Source organism: Variovorax sp. J22R115 (assembly GCF_030317005.1).
Lineage (GTDB): Bacteria > Pseudomonadota > Gammaproteobacteria > Burkholderiales > Burkholderiaceae_C > Variovorax.
The window spans coordinates 406,848-431,392 of the sequence record NZ_JASZYM010000001.1 but is presented as its reverse complement, the minus strand read 5'-3'; the positions used below and the strand labels follow the sequence as shown (position 1 = coordinate 431,392).

Annotated in this window: 24 protein-coding genes and 4 pseudogenes; 16 read left to right on the top strand and 12 right to left on the bottom strand. The window is 64.5% G+C overall.

Features of this window, described 5'->3' with window-relative positions; genetic code table 11:
* Positions 1 to 324 precede the first annotated feature (324 nt).
* Positions 325 to 1,020, bottom strand: coding sequence for a winged helix-turn-helix transcriptional regulator (locus QTI04_RS01835; protein ID WP_286613957.1), 696 nt, complete (start codon positions 1,018 to 1,020; stop codon positions 325 to 327).
* 115 nt (positions 1,021 to 1,135) lie between these two features.
* Between QTI04_RS01835 and QTI04_RS01830 the strand changes: the two genes are divergently transcribed.
* Complete coding sequence (locus QTI04_RS01830) at positions 1,136 to 2,014, top strand: class I SAM-dependent methyltransferase (RefSeq protein WP_286613955.1); 879 nt, start codon at positions 1,136 to 1,138, stop codon at positions 2,012 to 2,014.
* An 18-nt stretch (positions 2,015 to 2,032) separates the two neighbouring features.
* Here QTI04_RS01830 and QTI04_RS01825 read toward each other — a convergent pair whose 3' ends face one another.
* Positions 2,033 to 3,283, bottom strand: a complete 1,251-nt coding sequence (locus tag QTI04_RS01825) for an NAD(P)-binding domain-containing protein (RefSeq protein ID WP_286613954.1) — start codon at positions 3,281 to 3,283, stop codon at positions 2,033 to 2,035.
* Between the two features lie 661 nt (positions 3,284 to 3,944).
* On the opposite strand from QTI04_RS01825, the gene QTI04_RS01820 reads away from it, so the two are divergent.
* The gene (locus QTI04_RS01820) at positions 3,945 to 4,121 is read left to right on the top strand and encodes a hypothetical protein (RefSeq protein ID WP_286613953.1); all 177 of its coding nucleotides are present in this window, start codon (positions 3,945 to 3,947) and stop codon (positions 4,119 to 4,121) included.
* Between the two features lie 141 nt (positions 4,122 to 4,262).
* Here QTI04_RS01820 and QTI04_RS01815 read toward each other — a convergent pair whose 3' ends face one another.
* Together QTI04_RS01815 and QTI04_RS01810 are read right to left on the bottom strand one after the other, a co-directional pair.
* Positions 4,263 to 4,733 (bottom strand): hypothetical protein, encoded by a 471-nt coding sequence (locus QTI04_RS01815; RefSeq protein WP_286613952.1) that lies wholly within the window; start codon positions 4,731 to 4,733, stop codon positions 4,263 to 4,265.
* A 74-nt stretch (positions 4,734 to 4,807) separates the two neighbouring features.
* Positions 4,808 to 5,239 (bottom strand): hypothetical protein, encoded by a 432-nt coding sequence (locus QTI04_RS01810; protein WP_286604044.1) that lies wholly within the window; start codon positions 5,237 to 5,239, stop codon positions 4,808 to 4,810.
* A gap of 256 nt (positions 5,240 to 5,495) precedes the next feature.
* On the opposite strand from QTI04_RS01810, the gene QTI04_RS01805 reads away from it, so the two are divergent.
* A complete protein-coding gene (locus QTI04_RS01805) occupies positions 5,496 to 5,861 on the top strand; it encodes a DUF1090 family protein (RefSeq protein ID WP_336621866.1) in 366 nt (121 codons plus the stop codon).
* 43 nt (positions 5,862 to 5,904) lie between these two features.
* On the opposite strand, the gene QTI04_RS01800 is transcribed toward QTI04_RS01805, so the two are convergent.
* The gene (locus tag QTI04_RS01800; RefSeq protein ID WP_286613951.1) at positions 5,905 to 6,069 is read right to left on the bottom strand and encodes a hypothetical protein; all 165 of its coding nucleotides are present in this window, start codon (positions 6,067 to 6,069) and stop codon (positions 5,905 to 5,907) included.
* Between the two features lie 77 nt (positions 6,070 to 6,146).
* Between QTI04_RS01800 and QTI04_RS01795 the strand changes: the two genes are divergently transcribed.
* From QTI04_RS01795 to QTI04_RS01765, 7 genes and pseudogenes are all read left to right on the top strand, one after another.
* Positions 6,147 to 6,518: a hypothetical protein gene (locus tag QTI04_RS01795; protein ID WP_286604047.1), complete on the top strand. Its 372-nt coding sequence runs from the start codon at positions 6,147 to 6,149 to the stop codon at positions 6,516 to 6,518.
* A 27-nt stretch (positions 6,519 to 6,545) separates the two neighbouring features.
* Entirely contained in the window at positions 6,546 to 7,247 is a 702-nt protein-coding gene (locus QTI04_RS01790; protein ID WP_286613950.1) for an SDR family oxidoreductase, read from the top strand.
* 303 nt (positions 7,248 to 7,550) lie between these two features.
* A pseudogene (locus QTI04_RS01785) lies at positions 7,551 to 7,646 on the top strand (3-oxoacyl-ACP reductase); the annotation flags it as partial.
* Between the two features lie 342 nt (positions 7,647 to 7,988).
* On the top strand, positions 7,989 to 9,227 hold the full coding sequence (locus tag QTI04_RS01780; protein WP_286613949.1) for a phosphatidylserine/phosphatidylglycerophosphate/cardiolipin synthase family protein: 1,239 nt from the start codon (positions 7,989 to 7,991) through the stop codon (positions 9,225 to 9,227).
* A gap of 47 nt (positions 9,228 to 9,274) precedes the next feature.
* Positions 9,275 to 9,406, top strand: a complete 132-nt coding sequence (locus QTI04_RS01775) for a hypothetical protein (RefSeq protein ID WP_286604050.1) — start codon at positions 9,275 to 9,277, stop codon at positions 9,404 to 9,406.
* A gap of 117 nt (positions 9,407 to 9,523) precedes the next feature.
* Entirely contained in the window at positions 9,524 to 9,997 is a 474-nt protein-coding gene (locus tag QTI04_RS01770; RefSeq protein ID WP_286613948.1) for a hypothetical protein, read from the top strand.
* A 55-nt stretch (positions 9,998 to 10,052) separates the two neighbouring features.
* A pseudogene (locus QTI04_RS01765) lies at positions 10,053 to 10,142 on the top strand (electron transfer flavoprotein subunit alpha); the annotation flags it as partial.
* A 126-nt stretch (positions 10,143 to 10,268) separates the two neighbouring features.
* Here QTI04_RS01765 and QTI04_RS34255 read toward each other — a convergent pair.
* The 3 genes and pseudogenes from QTI04_RS34255 to QTI04_RS01755 all read right to left on the bottom strand — a co-directional run.
* Positions 10,269 to 10,448, bottom strand: a pseudogene (locus QTI04_RS34255) (helix-turn-helix domain-containing protein); the annotation flags it as partial.
* A 185-nt stretch (positions 10,449 to 10,633) separates the two neighbouring features.
* The gene (locus tag QTI04_RS01760; RefSeq protein ID WP_286613947.1) at positions 10,634 to 10,804 is read right to left on the bottom strand and encodes a hypothetical protein; all 171 of its coding nucleotides are present in this window, start codon (positions 10,802 to 10,804) and stop codon (positions 10,634 to 10,636) included.
* 191 nt (positions 10,805 to 10,995) lie between these two features.
* Positions 10,996 to 12,471 carry a DUF1254 domain-containing protein gene (locus tag QTI04_RS01755; RefSeq protein WP_286613946.1) on the bottom strand — a complete coding sequence of 492 codons (1,476 nt, stop codon included), beginning with the start codon at positions 12,469 to 12,471 and terminating at the stop codon, positions 10,996 to 10,998.
* 314 nt (positions 12,472 to 12,785) lie between these two features.
* Here QTI04_RS01755 and QTI04_RS01750 point away from each other — a divergent pair, with 314 nt between their 5' ends.
* The 3 genes from QTI04_RS01750 to QTI04_RS01740 all read left to right on the top strand — a co-directional run bounded on the left by QTI04_RS01750 (position 12,786) and on the right by QTI04_RS01740 (position 16,358).
* Positions 12,786 to 14,078 carry a c-type cytochrome gene (locus QTI04_RS01750; RefSeq protein WP_286613945.1) on the top strand — a complete coding sequence of 431 codons (1,293 nt, stop codon included), beginning with the start codon at positions 12,786 to 12,788 and terminating at the stop codon, positions 14,076 to 14,078.
* A gap of 109 nt (positions 14,079 to 14,187) precedes the next feature.
* Positions 14,188 to 15,279 carry an alpha/beta fold hydrolase gene (locus tag QTI04_RS01745; protein WP_286604055.1) on the top strand — a complete coding sequence of 364 codons (1,092 nt, stop codon included), beginning with the start codon at positions 14,188 to 14,190 and terminating at the stop codon, positions 15,277 to 15,279.
* Positions 15,280 to 15,407: 128 nt separating this feature from the next.
* The gene (locus QTI04_RS01740; protein ID WP_286613944.1) at positions 15,408 to 16,358 is read left to right on the top strand and encodes an alpha/beta fold hydrolase; all 951 of its coding nucleotides are present in this window, start codon (positions 15,408 to 15,410) and stop codon (positions 16,356 to 16,358) included.
* A 58-nt stretch (positions 16,359 to 16,416) separates the two neighbouring features.
* Here QTI04_RS01740 and QTI04_RS01735 read toward each other — a convergent pair whose 3' ends face one another.
* The 3 genes from QTI04_RS01735 to QTI04_RS01725 are packed head-to-tail and all read right to left on the bottom strand — an operon-like array spanning position 16,417 to position 19,791.
* Positions 16,417 to 18,093 (bottom strand): alkaline phosphatase PhoX, encoded by a 1,677-nt coding sequence (locus QTI04_RS01735; protein ID WP_286613943.1) that lies wholly within the window; start codon positions 18,091 to 18,093, stop codon positions 16,417 to 16,419.
* Between the two features lie 40 nt (positions 18,094 to 18,133).
* Positions 18,134 to 19,351, bottom strand: coding sequence for an SGNH/GDSL hydrolase family protein (locus QTI04_RS01730; protein WP_286613942.1), 1,218 nt, complete (start codon positions 19,349 to 19,351; stop codon positions 18,134 to 18,136).
* Positions 19,348 to 19,791 (bottom strand): hypothetical protein, encoded by a 444-nt coding sequence (locus tag QTI04_RS01725; RefSeq protein WP_286613941.1) that lies wholly within the window; start codon positions 19,789 to 19,791, stop codon positions 19,348 to 19,350. The genes QTI04_RS01730 and QTI04_RS01725 overlap by 4 nt, the downstream gene beginning before the upstream one ends.
* Between QTI04_RS01725 and QTI04_RS34250 the strand changes: the two are divergent.
* From QTI04_RS34250 to QTI04_RS01715, 3 genes and pseudogenes are all read left to right on the top strand, one after another.
* Positions 19,678 to 20,247 (top strand): annotated as a pseudogene (locus tag QTI04_RS34250) (AAA family ATPase); the annotation flags it as partial. The gene QTI04_RS01725 and the pseudogene QTI04_RS34250 sit on opposite strands and share 114 nt — an antisense overlap.
* 6 nt (positions 20,248 to 20,253) lie before the next feature.
* Entirely contained in the window at positions 20,254 to 22,062 is a 1,809-nt protein-coding gene (locus tag QTI04_RS01720) for a hypothetical protein (protein ID WP_286613940.1), read from the top strand.
* Entirely contained in the window at positions 22,037 to 23,455 is a 1,419-nt protein-coding gene (locus QTI04_RS01715) for a cyanophycinase (protein ID WP_286613939.1), read from the top strand. The genes QTI04_RS01720 and QTI04_RS01715 overlap by 26 nt, the downstream gene beginning before the upstream one ends.
* A 522-nt stretch (positions 23,456 to 23,977) precedes the next feature.
* Here QTI04_RS01715 and QTI04_RS01710 read toward each other — a convergent pair.
* Entirely contained in the window at positions 23,978 to 24,352 is a 375-nt protein-coding gene (locus QTI04_RS01710) for a helicase SNF2 (protein WP_286613938.1), read from the bottom strand.
* Positions 24,353 to 24,545: the final 193 nt, after the last annotated feature.

The window sequence follows — 24,545 nt, the reverse complement described above, 5'->3', positions numbered from 1 at the left end:
CTTGCCCTGCACTTGGTACGGCATACCACGGCAAATTCAGCGGTACCAAAGTGGCCAGTCCAACGAATAGCCCCAGCCGGGAGCCCTGTCGATACAGCGTCAGCGTCCTGCTGAAGTGCCGGCAGTTGTCGCGCATTCGGAAGGTACGTCCCGCCGCTCTTCGAGCCGTCGCCCGACGCACCGTTCAGGGCTGTGAGGGAAGCGGGTCCGGCAGCACGCGGTGTCGCCGTCGTCGACGATCAGTGCACCAGGAACGAGGCCGCGATGGGCGTCATAGCCCGGATCGCTTCGAGGCTGCAGCCACCACCGTAGGTGGAATGGCGCCTATGGCAGTGTTCGAGCCACCTCGCGGGTTTGGGCGAAGGCGCTGCGGCCCAACCAGCGCCACAGATCGCGGGCATCACGTGCCGGGCCGATCACGCGCAGCTTGCGTTGGCGAACCATCTCTTCGGCATCGCGGTCGCCGGTCCAGACCTCGGTCAGCGTCAGAACCGACGATTCGACGATGAGCGTAACGTCCTCGCCCGGATCGTCGCGGCACAGGTTGGCGCCGCCATGATCCACCACCAGCCACCAGCGCCTTTCGCCCTCGGCCGCGTCGGTGAAGCGAAAATGAACCACAATGCAACGGCCGGGCGGGCACTCGGCCAGACGCACGAAGCGGCGCATGTCCCACATCAGGAAGCCGGCGTCCAGCTGGCCGCGCTTGAGGCGACTGCCGATCCAGCGCGCGCCCCAATGGCCGAGCGCCATCACGATCGGTCGCAGCTCCTCGCCGGCACCGGTCAGATGATATTCAGCCGACACGCCCTTGCCCTGCACGCGTTTGACGACGCCCACCTCCTCGAGCTTGCGCAATCGTTGCGCCAGCAATGAACCCGACATTCGGGGAACGCCGCGCCGAATGTCGTTGAAACGGGTGCTGCCGCAGAGCAGTTCGCGTACGACCAGAGGGGTCCAGCGTTCGCAAAGGACCTCGGCGCCGCGTGCGACGGTGCAGAACTGACCATAGTCGATCATGGTGACGTCAATCTATCCCGTCCACGGCGCCGGAGCTAGTGCAATTTCTGGACTGGAACTTGCCGTCTCGCGGGACGATGCTTTGCGCATACCAACCCTGTAGTGGAGATTCACCATGAGCACCGTTCTGCAGCCATCGTTCGACGCTACGGCCTTCAAGATCATTACCCGCGCGCAGTGGCAAGCCGCCGCCGACGCGTGGCATCGCTGGGGCCCCTTCGTCGGGACCTGGCTTGGAGAGGCAACCGACGTCATGTTCGATCTGGCGCGCATTGGCCCCGGCTGCCGCGTGCTCGACGTCGCCGCGGGCGCAGGCGAGCAGTCGATCTCCGCAGCACGGCGCGTGGGCACGAACGGGCATGTGCTTGCAACGGACATCGCGCCCGCGCTGCTCGAACGGGCGGCGGCGGACGCCAGGAAAGCGGGCCTCTCAAACCTGGAAACGCGCGAGATCGACGGCGAGGCGCTCGACGTGCTGCCTGCCGCCTCCTTCGACGCAGCCATCAGCCGCGTCGGGCTGATCTACTTTCCCGACCAACAGCGTGCGCTGGCTGGCATCTGCCGCGCGCTCAGACCAGGCGGCAGAGTCGCGGCCATCGTCTATTCGACGGCGGACAACAACGCCTTTTTCTCGATTCCGGTGAGGATCATTCGCGAGCGGGCGCAGTTGCCTCCGCCGCTGCCCGGACAGCCGGGCCCGTTCTCGCTCGGCGCAGAAGGCGTGCTCGAAGCGGCGTTTGCAAAAGCGGGCCTGCGCGACATCGAGGTGCGCAAGGTGCCATCGCCCGTCAAGCTGACGAGTGCGGCCGAATGTGTGCGTTTCGAGCGAGAGTCATTTGGTGCGCTGCACCAAATGATGGTCGGTCTGAGCGATGCCGAAAGGGCTCAGGCCTGGCAAGCCATCGAAGAGGCGCTGAGCCGGTTTGAAACCGTTGACGGTTTCGTCGGTCCTTGTGAAATGCTGGTCGGCGTGGGTGTCGTCCAACGCCCATAGCCGTTGCGCTCGGGTCGATCAGCTCCTTTTCGGTGAGACGATGTTCTCCGCCAAGTAGGCCGCGTCCTCGTCTGCGCCGAACAAGAAGGCCGACTTCCATTTGTGCAGCCAAGGCAGGCCCAAAAAGTACAGACCTGCTTCGCTGGTCACTCCGCGCTGGTGCACAGGTGCCCTCTTCGATTCGGGTGACTGGCCGAAGACGGGCAGGTCGATCCAGCTGAAGTCGGCGTGCGCACCGTTGGCCCAAATTACCGAGTTGATCCCCTCGCGAGCGAGATCGAGGTTGCGGATCGGCGTCTGAAGCTCCGGAGGATCCGGCAAAGGGTCGGCAGACGGATCAGGCGCAGGCAGATCCAAACGCTGCGCGCGAACCGCGTCCTCGCATCGACGAGTGAAGGCCTTCAGCGATTCTTCGCCGTGAGCCATGCTGGAGGCAAGATCGTCGGCAATGGCGATCTTGCCGTTTTCGGCAGCCTTTACGCGGCCGATCAGCACGATCCCTTCGGCCGCCAGGCGGCGCAGGTCGATGTCATGCCCGCCATCCACCCCGGTCATCAAACGAGACAGGCGAGCGCCTTTCCACTCGCTCAGCACTGAATCGGCGGAGCCCGTTGTGATCAGCCACCATATGCAATCTTTTCCGCGATAGCGACGCCGGATCCGCTCGTGCGAGCTGACGGAAAGGAAAACACGCCGGTGGGCGCGGCACAGTTCCTCGGCAATCTGCACACCCGAGTTCCCACTGCCGACCACCAGCACCGCTCCGGCGGGCAGTTGCATGGGATTGCGGTAACGGGTCGAGTGGAGCTCGAACACGGTACCGCCAAGTGAAGGTGTCGCGCGCGGGATCTGGTACGGGCCCGTGGCCACAACGACGGTGTGCGCCACGTAGAGGGTACCGTCGGTCTGCACCTGCAACAAGCGCGACCCCGGCCTACGTGTGACCGAGAGCGCTGCGCTCTGGGTGCGCATGGGAGCGCGAATGGTCGCCGCATAGCGTTCGATGTAGTCGGTCACCTCGCGCAGAGGTGCAAAGGCATCGGGGTCGGCTTCTGGGTCGGCCGTCATGCGGGACCAGCCCGGAAGATTCATGTTCCAGTTGGGAGATTGGAAGTGCAGCGAATCCCAGCGCTCGCTGCGCCAGCGCTCCGCAACTTTTCCGCGCTCGAGCACAAGATGCTCGCCGCCCAGTCGCCCCAGGTGGTAGCTCATCGCCAAGCCCGCCTGACCACCGCCGATCACGATAGTTTCGACGCGCTCAGTAGACATGGCGGGGCCCGGGAAGCTGGGCCGGACAGAGGTGGGTGGTGCGCGACCGCAGCTGCAGGAAGAATCTGCCCTGGCTCGCAGCAGCCTTGCCGTCAGATGAAGCGCCAGAGGCGACCGCGCCACAAGGGCACAAAAGCGCTCCTACCCCAATCGAAACGCTGCACATAGCGAGTTCCTCCTGAGCAAGCCGGTGTATTCGTCCGTTCATGGCTTGGCTTTCCGGGTCTCCCTCGGTGACAGCGCGAAATATGCGTTGGTCGTTCATTGCGGTCAACCGTTGTTGCGCCCGTGAGCGCTTGATTGTGTCCCTTGTTGATGCAACCGCGGCAGACCTGATTGCGGGGATGGATAGCGTCTCAGAGCGCCTGGATGCTCCGTCAGCGTTGATCGCCGCGATGTGCGCGCATTGCGCTGCATCGACTTCCTAAAGACCACCGGGCATTCCGCGGTCCGCGGCCGTGAAAGGCAAAACGCGGCCACGACCGGACCTCCCAACGGCCAATCTCCGGCAGAGCCATGCCCTCCCCCTCCGAGCAAACAGCTGGGCGGACCAGGGCGCAGAATACACACGGAGCCACCGTCGACTCCCCATGCCGACACATATGCCTTGCGCTTGAAGTATGAGACCGCTGTCGCTGCACTCGGCGAAGCAGCTTCGGAGATGCTTCATTCTGGCGTGCGAAAAGGACGTTGCTCGTTGGTGGTGGGGGAGCGCAACGCCCTGAAACAGGCGCATCGCGACCTCACCCCCGCTCCGATGTCGGCCCGCATCGACGCCAGGACGCTAGAGCGCTACGGCAACGCGATCTCATCCATCTCCATGGGCCTGGGCCTCTGAAGGGTTCGGACTCGTAGCGCCTCAGTTTGGCAAGCATGCCCTGGCGACCCCTTCGGAAAGCGCGTGCTCGCAGGCGACAGCGACCAACAGCGGACGGTCGATGGTGCCTCGAAATGCAACAAAACCCGGCCTGTACTGGAGTCAGTTTGAGACCTCCACAGTCCCCCAAGGAAGTTCCTTCAATCGTTCGAGCATTCGATGTGGCGCCGGCGCCATGTAGTACGCCCCATTGATGGGATACGCAGCGCGGCACCACTTCTCGGTGCCGATGGAAGCATTTCCCTTGTCGCGCCAGTCGATGTCGACGCACAGTTCGTTCGCACGGACGGACCACTTTCCGCGCCCAGAGAAGAATGGGAAGTGCCGACCGCCTAGCGCCTCGCTCTCGGTCGTGCTCGCCACGAAAGTACCGTCGGAGCCGAGTGTCCAACTCCGCACCACATGACCTCTTGTGGTCGTGTAGTGCACCGTTGCCCCTGCGCGGAACACTTGGCGAAACTGCTCCTCGGACAGTGGCTCATGCTTGACAATTTCATTGCCGAACATCTGTGGTGGAGCGGCCCAGGCGACGGCCACCATGCCCGTCAGAATGATGGCGACCGATGTTCTCATTGAGCCCCCCGACGCGCAGCCTTCGTCCAGGCTGCGGTGGAACCACCGCGTGCAACGCCTGACGAATGCAGCACCTACGTCGCCCGTTTCAAGGTGGAGACCGCGTTGAAGCCGCGGTATTCCATCTTCGCGTCCAGGGACCCGTCTGGTTGAAGACGGTAGGTGTACACAGCCGGGCCGTCCTTCAGCGCAAATGTGAACGTGAGGAAGCCGGGTTCAACGTTTGCCGTCGCGCGGTGGTAGAGCGACCTGAATCGACTGTGGTCACCTTGCGAGTACACGACCGTGGCTTCGTTGCCAGCAATCTTCTCGACTATCAGGACGGTCTCCTGCTGCTGTCCTCCTGCCAAGCCCCGCCACTTACCGGACCACTTGCCTGAAAGCGCTCGGACGTCAGCAGGCACCGACGGGTCTGGCGCAACAATTGCCAGGTCGGCCGGCAGGGGCGCTGTCGAGGGTGCGCTCGCGCAACCGGCAACTAGCAAAGATGCGACGGTCAACGTCATGTGGCGTTTCACAAATCTTCTCCTCGAAGCTCCATTTTTGGTGGCGACATCATATGTACTGCAAGCAAAAAGTACTACTCACCCGCACCCCTAAAAAGAAGGACGTCAGCTCAACTCGTGCGTGGTAGCTGGAGCGTCAGGTCGCGCAGATGCAAGCCGACATGCAGGGCACTCTTCCTCCTTCCCACACGCCGAAAGCGTAGACCAGGCCAATCGGTACAAGAACAACAAGGGGCCAACAGCGGCAGTTGCTGGCATGCTCAGCGTCTCCTTCCCCTCCGGTACTTGTATGTGCGCGAACCCTTGTTTTTTGGCCATCGCGCTAGCTTTGGTAGGTCCCGCAATCGCACTGCCCACGGGTCAGGTGGACAACACCGAATGCAAAGCCGAACAAGCCACTATCGAGCGGGACATGGCCATCGCGCGCTCCAACGGCCAAATGCTGCGCCGACGGCAACTTGCCGAGGCTCTGGCCGCGGTGCAGTCTCGTTGCGAGACGCTTGCCCCCGAGCAGAGACGGGCAGCGAACATTGAGAGGCTGGAGAAAGAAATCCGAGAACTGCGGAAGGAACTTGACCATTCGGAGGAGCAACTACGCAAATTGAAGCACGAGGACCCGTGACGCCTCGCCTTGCGTCCGTCGGGCAGAACTCAGCCAGCGCCGGTCACTTCGCCGCGGCGGCCAGCTGGCGCAGGTCACGCTCTAAATATGTCGTGAAATAGACACCGAGCGCCTCCGAGGAGTCGAGGCGGAGCGGCAAAAAGACGGATCGCGACAACGGTTTGCTTCTGTCAGCGCAGCTCGCCAGCTCTTCGAAGACGACTGGCATCAGGCCGCTATCCGGCGGCGGAGCATCGCTGCGCGTCACAATAGGCGCTCGACCCAATCCAGACGGACTCCAAACCGATGATCGATGCTGCCCAGCTGCGCGACTTGAGTTCGCTACAGATCAAGTCCGAAGCCTTGCGGTGCAGCTGCAAGGTTCTGCAGCAGGCATCCTGGGAGAGCGTCACCGACGAGCGCTGGCCTGCCGGGGTGCAGCAGGTCGGGACGCTGCGGCCCCCGGACATCGACGAACCAACGTTCGAGGAATTCCACCCGGACGGCACCCGGTATGGGTCGGCCGACGCGCCGATCGCCGTCTCGTGGTTCCCCTTCAACCGGAGCGACGTGTACGCGTGCGGCACATGCCGCAGCGTTTTCCTGCGCTATACGGAGTACGGCGGCTACTACGTGGATCACCGTGTCCGGTTGGTCGACCCCGCGTTGGTCGTTTGAGTTCTTAAGACGCTCAAGGAGAAGGCGATGTCCGGAAAAGTTGCTGTCGTGGTGGGAGGCGGAAGCGGCATGGGTGCCGCAGCTGCGCGCAAGCTGACAGGAAAGGGCTTCGAGGTTGCCGTCCTGTCTTCGTCCGGCAAAGGCGAAGCGCTTGGCAAGGAACTGGGTGGTATCGGCGTCACGGGATCGAACCAGTCGAACGAGGACCTCAACCGGTTGATCAACATGACCCTGGAGCGCTGGGGCCGCATCGACGTGCTCGTGAACAGTGCTGCCCACGGGCCCAAGGGGCCAGTGCTGGAGCTGACCGACGAGCAGTGGCACACCGGCATGGACGTCTACCTGCTCAACGTGATTCGGCCGACACGCCTGGTCGCGCCCGTGATGGAAAGACAGAAGAGTGGCGCCATCATCAACATCTCTTCGGCGTGGGCGTTGGAGCCCAGTTCGATGTTTCCAACGTCGGCCGTCTTTCGGGCGGGACTTGCGGCCTTCACCAAGCTTTTCGCAGACCAGTATGCGGCCTGCAACGTGCGCATGAACAACGTGCTGCCCGGCTGGATCGACAGCCTCCCCGCGAAGGAAGACCGGCGACAGAGCGTACCGATGCAACGCTACGGCACGAGCGAAGAGATCGCTGCGACGATCGCCTTCCTTGCCTCAGAGGACGCTGCGTACATCACGGGACAAAGCATCCGCGTCGACGGCGGCTTGATGCGTTCCTTGTAGAGTCTCCGCGCTGCCCATCGTCGCCAACGCGGAAGTGGAACGACCGCTTTCGCTAGGAGCGAAGGACTGGCTGGGACGGTTCCGAGATTGGGGCTTGCCCGACGAAGTGCCGATCGAGGGCCGCCTGCTGCATACGCTCAGGACGCGTTTGACTGCGACCAGTGCCTTCACTTCGATTGCTCCGTCTTTCTTCAGTCCAGGGGAAGCAGATCAGAGCATGACCTCCGCGCGAACCACCCGCATTGGGTAGGGGCCACTTCGACTCGCCATTGCGGCTGTTGACAATGCCGGCACCGAGAGCGGGTCAACGTGAACTGCGTGGCCCTCGGCTTCATCGAGACGCGCCTGACGCAGCCGACCGCGGACGAGAAGACGGTCAACGTCGAGGGTCGGGAAGTTTCGACATGCCCCGTCTGGCGCGTGCCCACTGGCCCTACGGCGATCCGCTCACTCACGACGCGACAGACCGCCATCTTTTCAGAGCCCAGGCTCGAGCTGGACTGTCGGGCCAGAACCCGTCATTCACCGAGCGGTTCAATTTGCACGATAGCCGACCTTCGGTCTGCTCCGGCGAACGTATTCCACTTGCCAGCGCTTCTGGTGCTGGGCCGCAAGGGCTGAACTCCCGCCGGTTTACCGGGCGTGGATCGCGGCTACGATGCTGTGTCTCAACTCCGCGAAGGGTGGCATGTGCTCGTCGATCACCTAAGTTCCGCGGGGTGGCCTACTTGGCTTGCGCTTGTGCTGTTCTTGGTCGTCGCCGGACTGGTGGTGGTGATCTGGTCGATTCGGCGGCACCGCGATCCAAAGCTCGCGATCGATTGCGACAGTCCCATCGACGAGCTGATGCCATCGCTTTCCGGACTGACGCAGGGCGCGGTCTATGAAGGTAATACGGTCGAGCTGCTGGAGGATGGCGCCTTCTTCGAAGCCATGTTCGAGGAGATCCGGGGCGCCACCCGTTCCGTCCATTTCGAGACCTTCCTCTGGAAAGAGGGCGTGCTCGGCGGGCGCTTGGCAGATGCACTGATTGAGCGCCGCAACGCCGGCGTGTTGGTACGCGTGCTGGTGGACGCCGATGGCGGCAAGAAGATGGGCGAGGATGCGGCGCGCCGCCTACGGGAGGCGGGTTGCCGCCTCGAGTTGCACCACCCGCGCCACGTGCGCCACATCGGCGTCTTCAACGACCGAGATCACCGCAAGCTTGCGGTGGTCGACGGGCGTGTGGCGCTGGTGGGCGGGCATTGCATAGTCGACGGCTGGCTCTGCAAGGCGCAGGGCCGCGACAACGTTCGTGACATCGGCGTGCGCGTGCGCGGCCCGGTGGTGCACGCGGTGCAGGCCGCGTTCAGCGAGAACTGGGTCGAGGACACCGGCGAGCTGTTCGTCGGCGACGCGGTGTTCCCGCCGCTCGCACCCGTGGGCAACGTAGCCGTCCACGTGGCGAGCATCAAGGCCGAGGGCTCCCCACCTGCCGTGAAGATCCTTCATCACCTCGTCGTCTGCGTTGCGCGCCAGCGCATCTACATCCAAAACCCTTATTTTCTTCCGGACAGCGAGGCCATCGACGCCCTGTGCACGGCGGCGCGGCGCGGCGTGGACGTGCGCGTGATGGTGCCGTCGGCAGAAGCCTCCGACATGCCAATGGTTCAGCACGCGGCGCATCGCAACTTCCACCTGCTGCTGGCCGGCGGCGTCCGGATCTTCGAATACCAGACATGCCTGCTGCATCAAAAAGTCATGGCGGTGGACGGTACGTGGTGCGCGATCGGGTCGAGCAATTTCGACGATCGCTCGTTCGAGATCAACGACGAGATCACGCTCGGTCTGCTCGACGGCGCGCTGGCCAAGCGCCTTGAAGAGATCTTCGAGCGCGACATGCAGGAGTGCGTTGAGCTGGACGCAGCCACGTGGGCGCGTCGCGGTCTTTGGCACCGCTGCAAGGACAACGCGCTGTACATGTTCAACGAAGTGCTGTGACGGGTTGAGCTTCGGAGAGGCCGTCGCACCGGGCCAGTAAGCAGCACATGGTGCATAACGCGTTCACACCGAAGATGGAGATCGATGCGCAGACCTATGCGGTGCGCGCCGACGGGCAACTTCCGACCTGCGATCCGGCAATCTCGCTGCCGATGACGCAGCGGTATTTCCTGTTCTAGTCCGAGGAGTCCCTCTCAGACCGTGAATTCGTGAAGCGAGCGTGCTGCAGCGCAGCTTGACCGCCTATCCCCTCGGCGTATTCTCTCTCGCTTGTGCTTTGCAGTTTCGGAGGCGCCATGAACTTGCGCTTTCTGGCAGCTATTGCCATTGCCCAATTCGTCATCAGCGGTTGCGCGGGCACGGGCTCGACAACGAGACCGAGTGCGGCGGCCGACGCGGTCGTCATACCGCTGAAGGCGACGCCCATCAATGCCGGCAAGGTGGGGCGTGTGACCGTGCTGCCGCTGGACGGCAATACCGGCGTGCTGCTTTACTTCACTGGTGTGCCATGGCACACCACCATGCCGGTCCATGTCTACACCTACATCTACGAGGCTGCCTGCGGTGCGCTGCCGCCCCAACCCGCGTATGCCTTGAACGAGAAGGTGCTCGTCTCCAGTTACTGGGTGGGCGGTCCCGCAGAAAGCCTCGCTCACACATCGCCGCTGCAAATGAACGAGCTCTTGAGCGGTCGATATTCGATCGCCCTTCGTTCTGCGCCGGGGGACGGCGGTCAGGTGATCTTTTGCGGCGAGCTGCGTCGCACTTGACGTACCCATCTCAGGCGGCGAGGAGCCAACTTCGCGTTTTCGAGTTGGGTGTCTCCGGGACCCCGAGGGACCGATCTTCAGCGCCGCCGACTATGGCCTGGAGGCCGACCTGTTCAGGGCGGTGCCAGAGCTTGCTTCGCTCTGAGGGAACCTCTGTATGGCATTTCTCGAAGAGTCTTCGGGATAGATACCCATCACTCTCTATTTCGGGACCGCACGGCGCGCCAGGTCGGCGGCTTCGGCCCGCCTTGGCATTCGCTTGCCTCCACGCGCTCGGCGTGCCTTCAAACCACCGGCAGAACGCTCGCGTGAAGTTGCCCTGGGTGCTGTAGCCGAGCGTCGCGGAGATTTCGCCGAGCGGCATGTCGGTGCCTGACAGCAACCGCGTCGCAAGCAGGCAGCGCGACTCCTCCAGCAGGCGCGTGTAGTTGGACCCTGGCCTCCAAGCCACCGTACAGCGTATGCCGGTGGCCCCCGAACATGCTGGCGATGCGTTCGTTGCTGCAATCGCCCCGCAGGAGCTGGCTCTCGATTGCCTCGCGAAGCGCCGGTCGCGGGGCCATGCACTGACGGGCTCGGAGAGCCTGCGCCCTGACCGATCGCGCGCGTCGGACCGCCGATGCCTTCGTCCCAGGCTCAATAGCGATAAGGATTGTTAGGGCGGCGATCGTAGCGGTTGGGCACACCGTCGCCGTCGCGGTCCATGTAGGCGCCCCCACGCGGCGGCGGCGGACGATAGTTGTCGTACGGCGCGACGATGCAGCCCGACAAGGTCAACGCGGCGAGAACGAGTGCGAGGCTTTTCATCTGGGTCTCCGTGGGTTGGAGATCCCATCGTCAGGCGCTCCGGTGTCGGTCCCGTGTCGTCGGCACGCAGAAGCGTGAAGCTCCGTTACCAGATGTGCGCTTCGGCCCCTGGCCTCGTCTGCTCATTTGCGCCCACAGTCCGTCAGAGCCTTGGCGGAGGCTGCCGGGTCGACCAAGGCCGCCGGCCATCCTTACACGCGCTGCACGTTCGGCAGCTTGTAGCTGCCATCGAGCAGCGGCTGCATCGGCACGTAGGTGCGGACGATGAGCGCGAACTGACCTTCAGGTGCTGGCAGCCAATTGGCCTGCGCGGACTTGTCCGCGGGCGGCTGGTGCGATAGGTGCAGCGTGAGTGAACCGTCTGCGTTGAACTCCAGTTCGTCCGCGTCGAGGTTCACGGTGCCGATGTTGTGGCGGCCGTTCGGGCTCGTGGGAAGCATGTAGTAATCCTGGTCGTACATCGAGAGTGACCAGAAACCGCCCTTGTCGCGATCAACGGGTGGCAGCGAACCTATCGGGAAATTCATCGTGTAGCCGTATCGGCCGTACAGCAGAGCGCCCTTGGCATCGGTACCGCGTATCCAGTAGATCGCCTCGCGATAGTCGTTGACAAAGATGTAGATCACCGCCGCCTGCGCGCGACCGAACCAGTCGGTGCCCCACGCGCCGCCGTTCTCCTGTCGCTGCCAGCCATTGCCGCCGGCATCCACGCCGACCTGGTGGTACTTGGCGCCGTCGTGCAGCTCGGCATCCGCTTCGAGCGCCACCCGGTCGAGCAGCGTCCTCCAGGCCGGGGCGGATTCGCGCAACGCGAGCAGCGTGCGCGCCTGATCGGCCATGGGTGCGTCGTCAGGGCCGACGGCAGGGTTCGCGTCGAGTGCCTTCTTCAGGTCGTCCCAGAAGGTCTTGACATTCACCGGTCGACCGCGCAACAAATCGGGGTCGGCGGTCACCATCTCGGCCGTCAGCCCCGCGGGGAAGACCTTGTTGCGCGCGCTGGCTTCGCAGTCGAAAGCGAGGCGGCCCGGCTTGTCCTGGCTCAGCGGCACGATGCCGATCTGGTTGAGCACGGCGCGCGCGCGGGCCTTGGCTTCGGGCGAGTGCGCGGCGAAGCTCCGGCCGAACACACCGCCCACGTTGGTCGGCGAGCGCAGCACGTCGATGAAGCCGGCCGGCTTCTCGCCCTTCCAACCTGGCCCCACCAGCAACAGCTTACCGCCCGGCGTGCCCGAGGCCGAGCCCAGCTGGTGTGTCACGGTGGTGAAGAGATCGACGATCTGAATCGTCCAGTAGTGGCCCTTCGGCGCGTCGGTCGGTGTCTGGATCACCACGCTGTCGCTCGCCAGGTCGACCAGGCCCACGCCGTAGATCGTGTCGTTGTTGGGCGTGACCACTTTGCGCTGCGGCGCTGGCATGTAGTCCGCGAGATAGCCCATGCGATTCTTCGGCGCACCCGGAAACAGCCCCAGGGTGGCGCCGGGTTCCTTCATCAGTTGCCACGCGCTCGTGCGGCCGAAGGTATCGACCGCCGGGTAGCCCCAGTAGTAGACGATGCGGGCTAGCGATTCGACGTACTTCGCATTGGCCAGCTGGGCGGGCACGCCGGCCGCGTTGGCGAGATCGCCGTGCGCCGGTGTCAGAGCCCTTACCGCATAGGACGCGTTCATGATCGACTCCATGAAGACTTTCACGCTAGATTGCAGGGCACCGCCTCTGTCCGAGGTCATGGGCTCCAGGGAACCGACATGCTAGAAGTGAGGCACTCTTTCCGCAACGGCCCTTTGGTGCAAAGGACCTTCCAGCTTGGACCTCGAAGTGGAACTGTCCGCCATGACCGATTGCTCGGCCAGTTGAATCCAACTTCCGCCGTTCCGGGTGTGCGGAAACAGAACGGTCCCCTGCTCCATCTAATGGTCACTGGCTGCTGACTCGCAACCCGCTGCGGGCGCCATGCAGCCCAGTGCTGCGAAAGGAGCTGCAGATGACCGCCAGACGTCTTGAATGGATGGAAGCGAGCGGAGTTGCAACCAGGGTCGGCGCACGAACCGTGCTCACCACAACAATGACTGCGGTCGCTGCCGCACTTGCCGTCGCGTGCGGGGGTGGCGGGCACGGGGGCGGCGGATTCGCATTCGACACAGGTGGCGCAGGTGGTTCGGCGGCCGAGCAAGCCGCTCTGGTTGCACAGGGCAAGCAGATCTTCCGTTTCGACACTTTCGGCGACGAAGCCCATTGGACCGACACCCTGCGGATGCATGAGGTCATCAGTACCGCAGTCAGTCCCGTGACGGCGCTGGAGGTCGGGCTGAAGGTCGACGCCGAGGCGCTGCCGCTTGCTGTGGTGCAGGGCATCCAGGATGGAAGTGTCGATCTCAAGAATCCCGCGACGACCGTCGCCTTGCTGAAGCTGGACGCTGTGGTCGGCCTCAAGGGCACCGTGGAGACGATTGGCGGCAAGGACGCGCTGACCCGCGTCGGTGTCACCTGTGCGCTCTGTCATTCGACCGTCGACAATTCTTTCGCGCCGGGCATCGGCAAGCGGCTCGATGGCTGGGCCAATCGGGATTTGAATCCCGGCGCCATCATCGCGCTTTCGCCTGCGTTGGACGCGGCCCGGAAGGCGATCTACCTCTCGTGGGGCAAGGGCAAGTACGATCCGCGCTTCAACATCGACGGCCTCAACAAGCCGGTGGTCATCCCGCCGGCCTACGGGCTGGAAGGCATTCACAGCGTGACCTTCACCGGCGACGGCACCGAGATCGCCTACTGGAACCGGTATGTGGCCGTGACCCAGATGGGCGGCCAGGGCAACTTCTCCGATCCGCGCCTGAACCTGAACATCACCCACGGCACCGCAGACTTCGTGACGAGCAAGCTGCCCGCGTTGCAGGCCTACCAGTTGTCATTGAAGGCTCCCGCTGCGCCGGCGAGCAGTTTCGACGCCGCTGCAGCCGCGCGCGGCAAAGTGGTCTTCGACGGCGCAGGAAAGTGCGCGAGCTGCCACAGCGGCGCCCTCCTCACCGATGCCAACTCGACCCTGCATCCCCCCAGCGACTCGATGGCGGAACCGGAAACGCCGAGCTACGCTTTCCGTTCGGCGACCAGGATGTACCGCACCTCGCCACTGCGAGGCGCTTGGCAGCACGCGCCTTACTTCCATGACGGGTCCGCCGCCACGCTCGAGGAGGTCGCAGCCACCTACAACACCAGACGAGCGCTGGGCCTCACCCCCCAGGAGATTACTGATCTCGCCCAGTACCTGAAGTCGCAGTGAGGCCGCGACAGCCCCCGCGGCCATCTGCAGGGGTGCTGGGCTCCCTTTTGGGCGGCACGCTTGTGGGGACCACGCAGCGAGACTAAGCTGTCGTGAGGGTGGTCTTGCCATGGGCGATTTCCGGCGTTCCGTCCATTTCACGTCCAGTTTCGACGGCGTGCGGCTGGCTTACGCCATCTGCGGCCGAGGTCATCCGCTGGTGTGCGTGCCGACGTGGATCAGCCATGTGGAGCACGATTGGGAGAGCCCCGTGATGCGCCATCTGGTCGTCGAGATGGCGAGCCGCCACAGGTTGCTGAGCTACGACTGCCGGGGCGTCGGGATGTCGGAGCGCGAAGTGAGCGACATGTCCTTTGACGCCTGGGTTCACGACCTCGAGGCGGTCGTCGATGCGACCGGGCTGGAGCGCTTTGCGCTGTGGGGCATCTCGGGCGCGCCGGCAGTGGCGATCGCGTATGCCGTGCGCCATCCTGAGCGGGTCAGCCATCTCGTCCTTTGCGGCGGCTTCTGCAGGGGCCGGCTCCGGCGCAATGCGCGCGGGGCCGAGGAGAAGGCGCGCGTGATGCTGGAACTCATCGGGCAGGGGTGGGGGGCCGAGGAGCCGGCGTTCCGCCAGGTCTTCACCTCGCTGATGGTGCCGGGCGGCACGGCGGAGCAATGGCGCTGGTTCACCGACAAGATGCGCATGGCGACATCGCCCCAAACCGCGCAGCGCATGCTGCGCCTATGGCAGGACATCGACGTCTGCGACCTTGCCCGGCAGGTGCAGTGCGCGGCCCTTGTGCTGCACGCACGACACGACGCCATCGTGCCGTACGAGGAAGGCAAGCTCATGGCCTCGCTGATTCCGGGCGCCGAGTTCGTCACGCTGGACAGTGCGAACCATGTGATCCTCGAGAACGAGCCGGCCTGGCCGCAGCTGCAGGCCGCGCTTCGCCGCTTCCTTCCCGCTCCTGAAGTGCCTGAGGACGCCAACACCAGCCTCGGTTTCGACGACCTGACGCGACGCGAGCGCGAGGTGCTGGAGCTGATCGCCCAAGGGCTTGGCAATGACGCCATTGCGCAGCGGCTGGCCATCAGCCCGAAGACCTTGCGCAATCACATCACGAGCATCTTTGGCAAGCTCGCCGCGCCCACGCGCGCCCAGGCGATCGTGCGCGCGCGGGAGGTCGGCTTCGGCCACGCGGTGCCGTCGACATGACCCTCTCCGATGTGCGCTAGGACCGAGGCCCTGCGCCGATGCGTGTTGCGTGGGACGCCCGCCTCATGACGCGGCTGCGGCTCCGCGCTCCAATGGCCCCGTCGGCATGGTGCCGAATCGAGGTCGACATGAAGCCATATCGCATCCGTCAGCGGCTCCGTGCCCAAAGCGTCCTGTTCGCAACATTTCTCCTGGGGGTCGCCGGGGCGGCCACCGGCGCGCCAGCCGCACCTGCAATGGACCGGGCCCGCGTCGAGCCGGCGATCGAATTGGAGTACCAGTTGCAAGGCACGGGGGAACCGGTGGTTCTGCTCCACGCCGGCCTGTTCGCGCAGTGGTTCCAACCCTTGCTGAATGAGCCTGCACTCACCGCCCGCTATCGCGTGCTGAGTCTGCACCGCGTGGGCTATGCGGGCAGCAGCCGCGTCGTAGGACCGGTCAGCATCGCGCAGCAGGCGGCGCAAGTCGACACGCTGATGCGCCAGCTGGGCATCGAGCGGGCCCATGTCGTCGGCCATTCGTCAGGGGCCAACATCGCGCTCCAGCTGGCGATTGACGCGCCGCAGCGCGTGCACTCGTTGGCATTGCTCGAGCCGGCCTTGCCTGTCGGCGACAGTTCCGAGCGCCTGCTTTCAACGCGGCAGGCGGCGATGGCGCCGGTGCTCGAGAGCTACCGCAAGGGCGACAAGGCGGCCGCGGTGCATGGATTCATGCGTATCGTCGCGGGCCCCGCGTACCGAGCGCCTTTCGACGAGGCGCTGCCGGGCGCTTTCGATCACGGCGTGGCGGACGCCGACACCTTTTTCGGCCAGGAACTGCCGGCCATTCAGCAGTGGCGGCTCGCACGCGAAGATGCGGGCCGCATCACGCAACCGGTGCTCGCCGTGATCGGCGAGAAGAGCACCGAGGTGTCCCCGATCTGGGGCGAGCGCCAAAAAGTTCTGCTCGACTGGCTTCCGAACGCCGAAGGATTCGTGCTGCCCGGAACGACGCACTTGCTGCATGTGCAGAACCCAGGCGGCATGGCGGCAGCCTTGGCGTCGTTCTACGCCCGCCATCCGATCAAGGCTGCGCGCTGAACGTTGGCGAACTTCCCCCACTCGTCGATTCCGGCTTGACGAGCTTCGCGCTCCCGCATCAGAGATTGCCAAGCGTCCATGGCCCCTTGATCGCGAACGTGATGCCCGGCCTGAGGATCCCGACGAACAGCACCGACCCCTGCCGGTCGAAGCACGCCCCGGCGAACTCGATGCCCCGATAGTCGAATGGAGCCACGATCTTGCCGGCAGTGGCAACGTCATTCGCGCTGAGATTCACCTCGTTGCGGCAAAACACGTAGGCTTCGCCGTCTTCGTTGAGACCCAGCAGCCGCGAGCCGCCGTCGCCGAGGCCACCGTCTTCGCACAAGACGAGACCGCCGCGCGGACTGACGGTGGCGTTGTCGGGATTGTTTCCCGCTGTCTGGCTGCCGCTGACGAACACCGCGCGAAGATGCATGGTGCGAAGGTGGAGTTCCCACACCGCACCCTCGCCGCGGCCCTTGCGTTCGCGGTCGTCAACGCCCGCCGTGGTGTCCACGATGAACATCCGGTCGTCCGAATACGCGATCCCTTCGCAACGGCTCATCCGCGCGCAGCCGTTCGACAGCGCCTGATAGGTCGGCCCGGCACTCAGGCCCAAGGTCTCGAGGCCCGGCTGGCCGGCAACGAACACAGGGCTCGCGTCGGGGTCCGCGATGTTGACCCACTCGACGACGTACTCATCGCCGATGTCGGGGTTGAGGAGTGCTTCGTAGTTGGCCTCGGCCAGCGTGCTTGGCCGAGCCTGCCGCACGATGGTGACGATGCGCGCCGCCTGGAGGGTGCCGCCCTGCTGCAGGACCCCGAGACGGCGGGCCGTGTTGCGTGGCCTGTAGCGGTAGAGCACCGACAGGTTGCGGTTGTCCTCGGTCTCGTAGACATCGCCGGTGGCCGGGTCGAGGGCCACCGCCTCGTGAACGAAGCGACCCATGCCAACGATCGGCGTCGCGATGGATCTCGCGGGGATGGCCGCCGCCTCGAACACATAGCCGTGCTTCTTGCCGTTGATCAAGGAGAAGTCGACGATCGTCTCCTCGCACGTGAGCCAGCTGCCCCAGGTCGTGGCGCCCCCGGCGCAGTTGCCCAGCGTGCCGCCCAGCGACGAGGTCGACAGGACGCCCCGGTTGCCGAGAAAGACGAGGTTGGTCGTGCCGCCGCCCGCATAGCCGACGAACCGCGGCGGATCGGGGAGCGTCGTGTCCCCGACGAAAGTCGGACCCGCACCGATGCGAATCGGCAGGGTGCCGTAGAAGATGGTGATGATGCCGTCGACCGGGGATGTGGAGTACATCGATGGCGCCTGGACCACGTCCGCCGTGTCCGCGACCAGGCCGCGTTCGTGGTTGCGCACGACCAACGACACCGACCCATCCGGCCTGTCGTGTTCGCGCAGGCCCAATGAATCGGAATCGCCTCGCGTCACCCTGAGGACGCCCATGCCGTCGTGGCTGTCGGGCGTAGGGCGACCGTCGGTCATCGTGTCGCCGCTCCAGCCGTACGACCTGTATTCGAATCCTTCGGGCAGCGCGAGCAGCGGCAGGCCCGTGCTGCCATCGCGCACCGGGGCGATCGGGCCATACGGCGATCGCGCCGACACGGTCTGCTTGCCGACGGCAGCCACCGCATGGCGACTGGCCAATGCACCGAGGGCGCAAAGCAGACCATTGGCCGCCACGACGCCCGCCGAACGTTGCAACAGATAGCGCCTTGTCGGCGATGAAAGCGGTGAGTTCATGGGGCACTCCTCACAGGGCGGGCCGCGGATGCCCGGGGGGTCAGATCAGTCCCTGTCGATACATCTCGGTCAGCACGAAGCGCGCGATGATCAGATGCCCGAGCGTGGTCGGATGTTCGGTGTCGGCATAGAAATACTGGAACGGGGCATTCAGCTCCACCAGCGTCAAGGGCGAGCAGAACAGGCTCGACGCATCTTCCAGCGGCTGTCCCGAGCCCTCGGCAATGGCCTCAAGGTCGCACGCCGGGACGCTCAAGGTGGAGACGCCGAACCTGCGCGGGTCCGCGACCACCTGCTTGAACTCAGCGTAGGTGTCGATCAGCTTGACGCCTCCGCCGATGCCGGCGGTCAGCGTGAGGTTGAAGTCCGTGACCCACGCCGACAGGTTCGCAGCAATCGCTAGAGGGAGCTTGCGGCCTGCGATCGTGTCCGCGAGATCCGGCACCGTGAGGACCGCGACGCGGGTCGCACCGTGATCGACGATGCGGCGCAATTGTCCGACGAGATCGACCGCCGCCTGGACGACGGCAGCCTGGGTCTCTGCGGCCGTCTGCAGTCCGTGGGCGTACCTGTCGAGCTGGAAAAACAGATCGTTCGAACCTGCGAAGACGAACACCATCTGGGTGCGGTCGAAGCGCTGGCCATGGGTGTCGAGATAGTCGCCGATCTGCTGCGCCACGGGAAAAGTCAGCGCGGCCCTGCACGCACCGACCGGATCCGGATTGCAACCGATGCCTGGTTGCTGCGATACACGAGCTCCCCCCATCGCGAAGCCGGTCCCGAGAGGTATGGAGATTTGCGACTGTCCGCCGAAGCCCTGGCGAAACGGCCTGACCGAAGTACCGAGCAGCACGCCGACAGTCTCGGGCCAGATGGGGCCTGGGTTGGTCGTGAACTTGCCGCCACCGGCTTGCGCAATGGAGCCGACCTTGTAGGTGCCGACATCGCTCAGGCTGTCTCCGAAAACGATGACCTGCTGAATGCGGTCCGCCCTGAATGCCTGAAAGGAAGCGAGCGCGGCGGCGACCGCCTTTGCTGGCTCGCCGCCCCCGGCTGCCACTTTGGCGGCGGCGTCCTTGGCCTCCGCACTGATGGCGGGTGCTGCGGCTGCCGCTTGCGCCTGCGTCTGCGCTTCCGATGCGAACCCTGTCGACATGCCGTCGGATGACCCGCCGCCGCCGCAGGATGCCATCGACAAGGCCATGAGCAGCGACCACGCCAGGCGTCGCAGGCTCGGTGCTTCCATAACAGAGTTCATACGTCCTCCGTTGATCGAGCGGCCCCCTGATTTGCATCAATCGATACGCAATTGAAACTGTCCTCGAACTTGGTTCCGAAGTAACGACCGAGCGCCGAGAATTCACGAAAACAAACGAATGTCGCCAGTTGGAGGACTGTGGGACGGCCGCCGCCGGGGGGCGCGCCGAAGGGAGGCGCATGGACCGGTCCAACGAAATGCCGCTTGTGACGCCACCCAGGCTCGAGGTCGGCGGTTTCGTGATCGACTTTGGCCGCGAGGCGCTTATTGACTGTGGGGGCGTGGCGGTCGAGTTGCGGCCGCAGGCCTTTCGGGTTCTTCGCTACCTGGCGCTGAACGCGGGTCGTCTGGTCACCAAGGAGGAATTGCTCGGCGCGGTGTGGCCCGGTGCCGTCGTCACGGACGATTCGGTGATCCAGGCCATCGTCGACGTGCGTCATGCCTTCGCCGAAGCCGGCCGGAGCGTGATCAAGACGATTCCGCGTCGCGGCTACATCCTGGTCAAAGCCACCGCGCCCACTCCGTCGCGGCATTCCGACCCTGTGGCACTGCCGGCCCCACCACCCAGCTTCCTGGGCCGTGGGGAAGATGTTGCGGCGTTGGAGTCGCTGATGTCGCAACACCGCCTGATCACGGTGACTGGCGCGGGCGGGATCGGCAAGACGGCCTTCGCGCTGTCGCTCGCGCATGGCCGAAAGGGCCGGCAACACGGCCGCGTCGTCTGGGTCGATCTCGCGGCCGTTTCCGATCCCCGGCTCATCTGCAGCACAGTCGCCCAGGCACTGCACATGTCATTGGGCGGGACGGGCAATCCACTGGCGTCATTCGTGACCGCCCTGAGGCCGCTTCGCCTGCTGCTCATCCTCGACAACGCAGAGCATGTCGCGGAGCAAGTGGCGCGCATGGCGCAAGCCATCCTGACGGGCTGCGATGACGTGCGCATGCTGGTCACGAGCCAGGCTGCGCTCAAGGTTGAAGGAGAACGACTCTTTCGTCTGGGCGCCCTGGCGGTGCCTGTAACCGAGATCAGTGCCGACATGGCGCTTGGCTACGGCGCGGTCGCGTTGTTCGTGGATCAGGCGAAAGCCGCGGATCGTTCCTTCTCCCTGAACGATTCCAACGTGGGCTCGGTCATCGCGCTTTGCTGCCGGCTGGAGGGCAACGCACTCGCCATCAAGCTCGCTGCGGCAAGGCTGCCACTCCTGGGCCTGCCCGGCCTTCATGCGCGGCTGGCGGAACGATTCAAGGTTCTGGGAGGCGGACCTCGCACCGCGCCCGTGCGCCAGCAAACGCTGCTTTCCGCGATGGAATGGAGCCACGGCCTGCTCTCAGCGCAGGAGCAGGCGGTGTTCCGCAGGCTGGGTGTCTTCTCGGGCGGCTTCTCGATCGACCTCGCGGTCGCGGTTGCAGGCGATGACCCACACGATGAGTGGGCTGTCCTCGACGTGCTGCAGGAGTTGACGGATCGATCATTCGTCATGACGGACGGACAAGACGCTCCGCGCTACCGTCTTCTGGAAAGCGCGAGGGAATATGCGCTACTCAAGCTGGACGAGGCGCGCGAGCGGAACCTGACCCACGAACGGCAGGCCAGAGCCTTGCTCCTTCTGTTCGAACAGTCGTACGAAGGCCCCTGGGGGAGCAGCAGGTATCGCCTCGCACAGTTCAAGCCCGAGCTTGACAACCTGCGCCTGACGCTGGACTGGTGTGCCGAGAACGATCCGCCCCTGGGGGTGGCGCTGATCGGCGCTTCCAGCGAGCTGTTCCTGCACCTGTCGCTGCGTTACGAGGCACGTCGGCGATTTGCCATGTTCGAACCCTCGGTCACGTCTGCGATCCCGCCCGCCACTGCGGCGCGCTACTGGCAGCGGCGATGTCTGTTCGTGTTCAACTACAGATCTCCGTTGGTGTATGACTTCGCTGTCAAGGCGACAGGACTCCATCGGAAAGCCGGCGATGAAAGCGGTCTCTACACAGCGCTCGGCTACGCCGTGATGAGTGCAGGCGCTCCCGTCGACGAGTCTCGGGCGATGCTGGTTGAAATGGAGCGCCTGGAGCATTCGGATTGGCCTTTCAACCAGCTCCAAGTGCGCATGTTTGCGCAGTTGTCTCTCTTCGGACGGGAGGGCCGCCACCTGGAGTCGCGTTCGTTGATCGAGACCGCACTCTCCTGTGCAACCGCGCGTGGACTCAAGCGGTGGGTCGCCGTGTGCATGATGTTCCTGACCGACACGACGCTCGCGCTGGGTGATGCCGAAGAGGCGGTCAGGTTCGCCCGCGAAGCGCTTGCCGGCAACCGTTTGAGTCCGGGTCCATTCATCATTTCGATGACGGGCGGCCTCGCCGCCGGCTTGCTTTTGCAGGGGAGAGTCGCGGAGGCTCGGCTTGCCTTGGTCGAGTTCTTCGAGGCGTCTCGCAGCCGAGAATGGGACTACTTGAGCGTGTTCGCAGACGTGTTTGCATTGTTCGCGGCACGCGAAGGGCGCCCCGAAACAGCCGCTCGACTGATTGGCTACTCTGACAAAGTCAATCAACTGTCCGCTGGCATGCGAGTGTCACATGATCGTGTCCTCCTGCTCGCAAAAGCTGCGGTGGAGGCTGCGCTCGAACGATCTGCGATCGAACGATTGATGGTTGACGGCCACAGCATGGACGAAGAGGATGTCTGCGCGGTAACGCTTGGCGATGCGGGCGAAAGCAGGCGAGTCTGAAGTCGCCTCAGCAGCGGGACCGGGTCTGGCAGATGCCTTCGATTTCGCCTGCGTCGATCTCGCGCTTTGCGATCCGTCGTACACGATCCACGCCCGCTCCTGCTTGATCTCTCGGCGTCGCCCCGTATCGGCTGGGGCGAATTTCACGCAGAATGCCCCACTTGTTCAGTGTCGCTTCAGGGGGCCGGTGATGATGACATTCAGTTCCCTTCTTCGCCCGCGTCTGATGACGACTTGGATCTCGCGGCAAGGGCTTGCACGCTGGGGAGTCGGGGCGGTGCTAGGGGTGCTCCTGGGCACCGCCAGTGCAGGCAAGCCCTACAGCTATTTCGTCACGGGGGACGCCGACGCGCAGGTCGCGGCGTTGAAACCATCGTCGACGTCCTCCTTGGTCTTGATGGGCGGTGGCCCGGACGTCGACGAGGCGTTCCGCTGGATGATCGCGAGAGCAGGCATCAAGCCCGGAACGGGGGGCCGTTTCGTGGTGCTCCGGGCGACAGGCACGGAGGCCTACGATCCTTACATCTACTACAGCGATGCAGCGCTGACGACCTCGACAAGCGTCGCGGAACAGTGGGTCGGCGGCGCATCGCTCGGTCTGAGTTCGGTCGAAACGCTCGTCATACCCAGTGTCGCGGCAGCCAATGATGCTTTCGTGAATTCGGTCGTGAGCAAGGCGAATGCGGTGTTCATTGCGGGCGGTGATCAGAGCGACTACATCAATTTCTGGAAAGGCACGAAGCTGGATCAAACCCTTCAGGGCTTGATGGCGGCCAATGTGCCGGTCGGTGGCACAAGTGCCGGATTGGCCGTGTTGGGCCAGGTCGATTTTGCCGCTCTTCGAGGAAGCGTCACCACCACGCAGGCATTGGCTGACCCGTTCAACAAATACATGACGCTGGACCCGAGTCCGCTGAGTCCGACGGGTGGGTTTCTTGCGCCGCCGGCCCTGGCCTCGACGATCCTCGATGCTCACCTTGACAGCCGTGATCGAATGGGGCGCTTGATCACCTTCGTGGCACGCCTCGTGGCCGTCAACTCGAACACTGGCTGCCCGGGCGGCATTCTCGCTTCGGGCACCAGCTCCACGGCCGCCCGCGGCATCGGCGTGGATGTCGAGACTGCCTTGCTGGTCCAGGGCAACAAGGGGCCGCACGGCTTCACTGCGAGGCGAGTGACGAACCCGTCCACGATGACGGAGAGCGCGGTGTATTTCGTGCGCCCGCTGATTTCACCCACTGTTTGCGCGTCCGGAGCGCCGTTGACCCTGACCAACATCGAGATCAAGAAGCTCGCGGACTCCGAGACGATCTTCAACCTGTCCGACTGGACGGGCTTGCCAAGCTACTTCGTCGACGCAATCTCCGGCGCGTTGACGTCATCCCCCTATTGAGCGAGCGCAGAGCGCCAGCATGCCCGGTTGCGACGCCGGGTTCGCCGGATTCAATCCGGGCGATCGTCTGGAGGTGCACGCCCAGTCGGGAAGCAGCAGCGGCTTCGCGGTCGCCGGCAGTGGTGCGGGCTTGGCCGCCGTGGCCCGAAGGCTTCGCTATCCCTGCGTGCCGAGATTCGCTTGCCTTGCGCCGTCCGCAAATTGACGCGGCACAATCAACGCGCGCCTCGCTCCCAACCTGACTCGTCCACGCCCTACGGGCTCGATCTCCTGGAATGCGAGGGTGGCGTGTACTACACGGGGATCGCGCTCTGCGGGCCGAACTCCAACTGAAGGCACTGCCGCGCGCCCCGAAGCTGGCCTTCTTCCAAGCCATGGCCTAGACGGTCTATTCCTGCTGAACTTTCGCCTTGGCGCGCGATGGCATCAGGACCACGTATTTTTCGACAGTCTAACGATCGAGCGCTTCTGATGGGCCGGGCTAGCCCAGGGCTAGCCCGGCTTTCTCTAAAGCACCGCGCTTCAGATCGGCAGACGATCGCCGCGCGCGGCGGCGCGGGCCTGGAGGCGCACGCTGGCTCGATCGACGCTTGATTCAACGCGCGCCACCCCCTGGCCGTAGCCTTCCGCGTACGGGTTCGCGCTGTGAGCGGCGGCGAAGCCTTGCGAGCGAACCGAAGCGCGGTCAATCGAACTGGCCATCTTCACGACGCCTTGCCCGGCCGCATCGCTGAACGGGTCGCCGCTGTGTGCGGCCACGACGCCTTCAGCGCGAACTGCGGCACGGCTCTGGGTCGATGTGACCTTGGTGACGCCGTCATAGGTTTCTGCTTGGACGCCGGCGGCGGCGAGGATCGCGAGCGCAAAACCGGAGAGGAGCTTGGAAGCGGTGTTCATTGTCGATTTCCTTTCAGCATCTGTGACGGGTTGGTGTGGGATGAAGTTTGCGCCCACAAGGAGCCTGCTGAATGTGCGTTTTCGCACCTCGGCGTTCATGTCGTTGAAACAAACACCCGAATGACACGCCGTTCAGTTGGAACGGCGGGGCGTACGTTGCCCACTGACGAGGATGACCGCGTCGGCCTGCGCA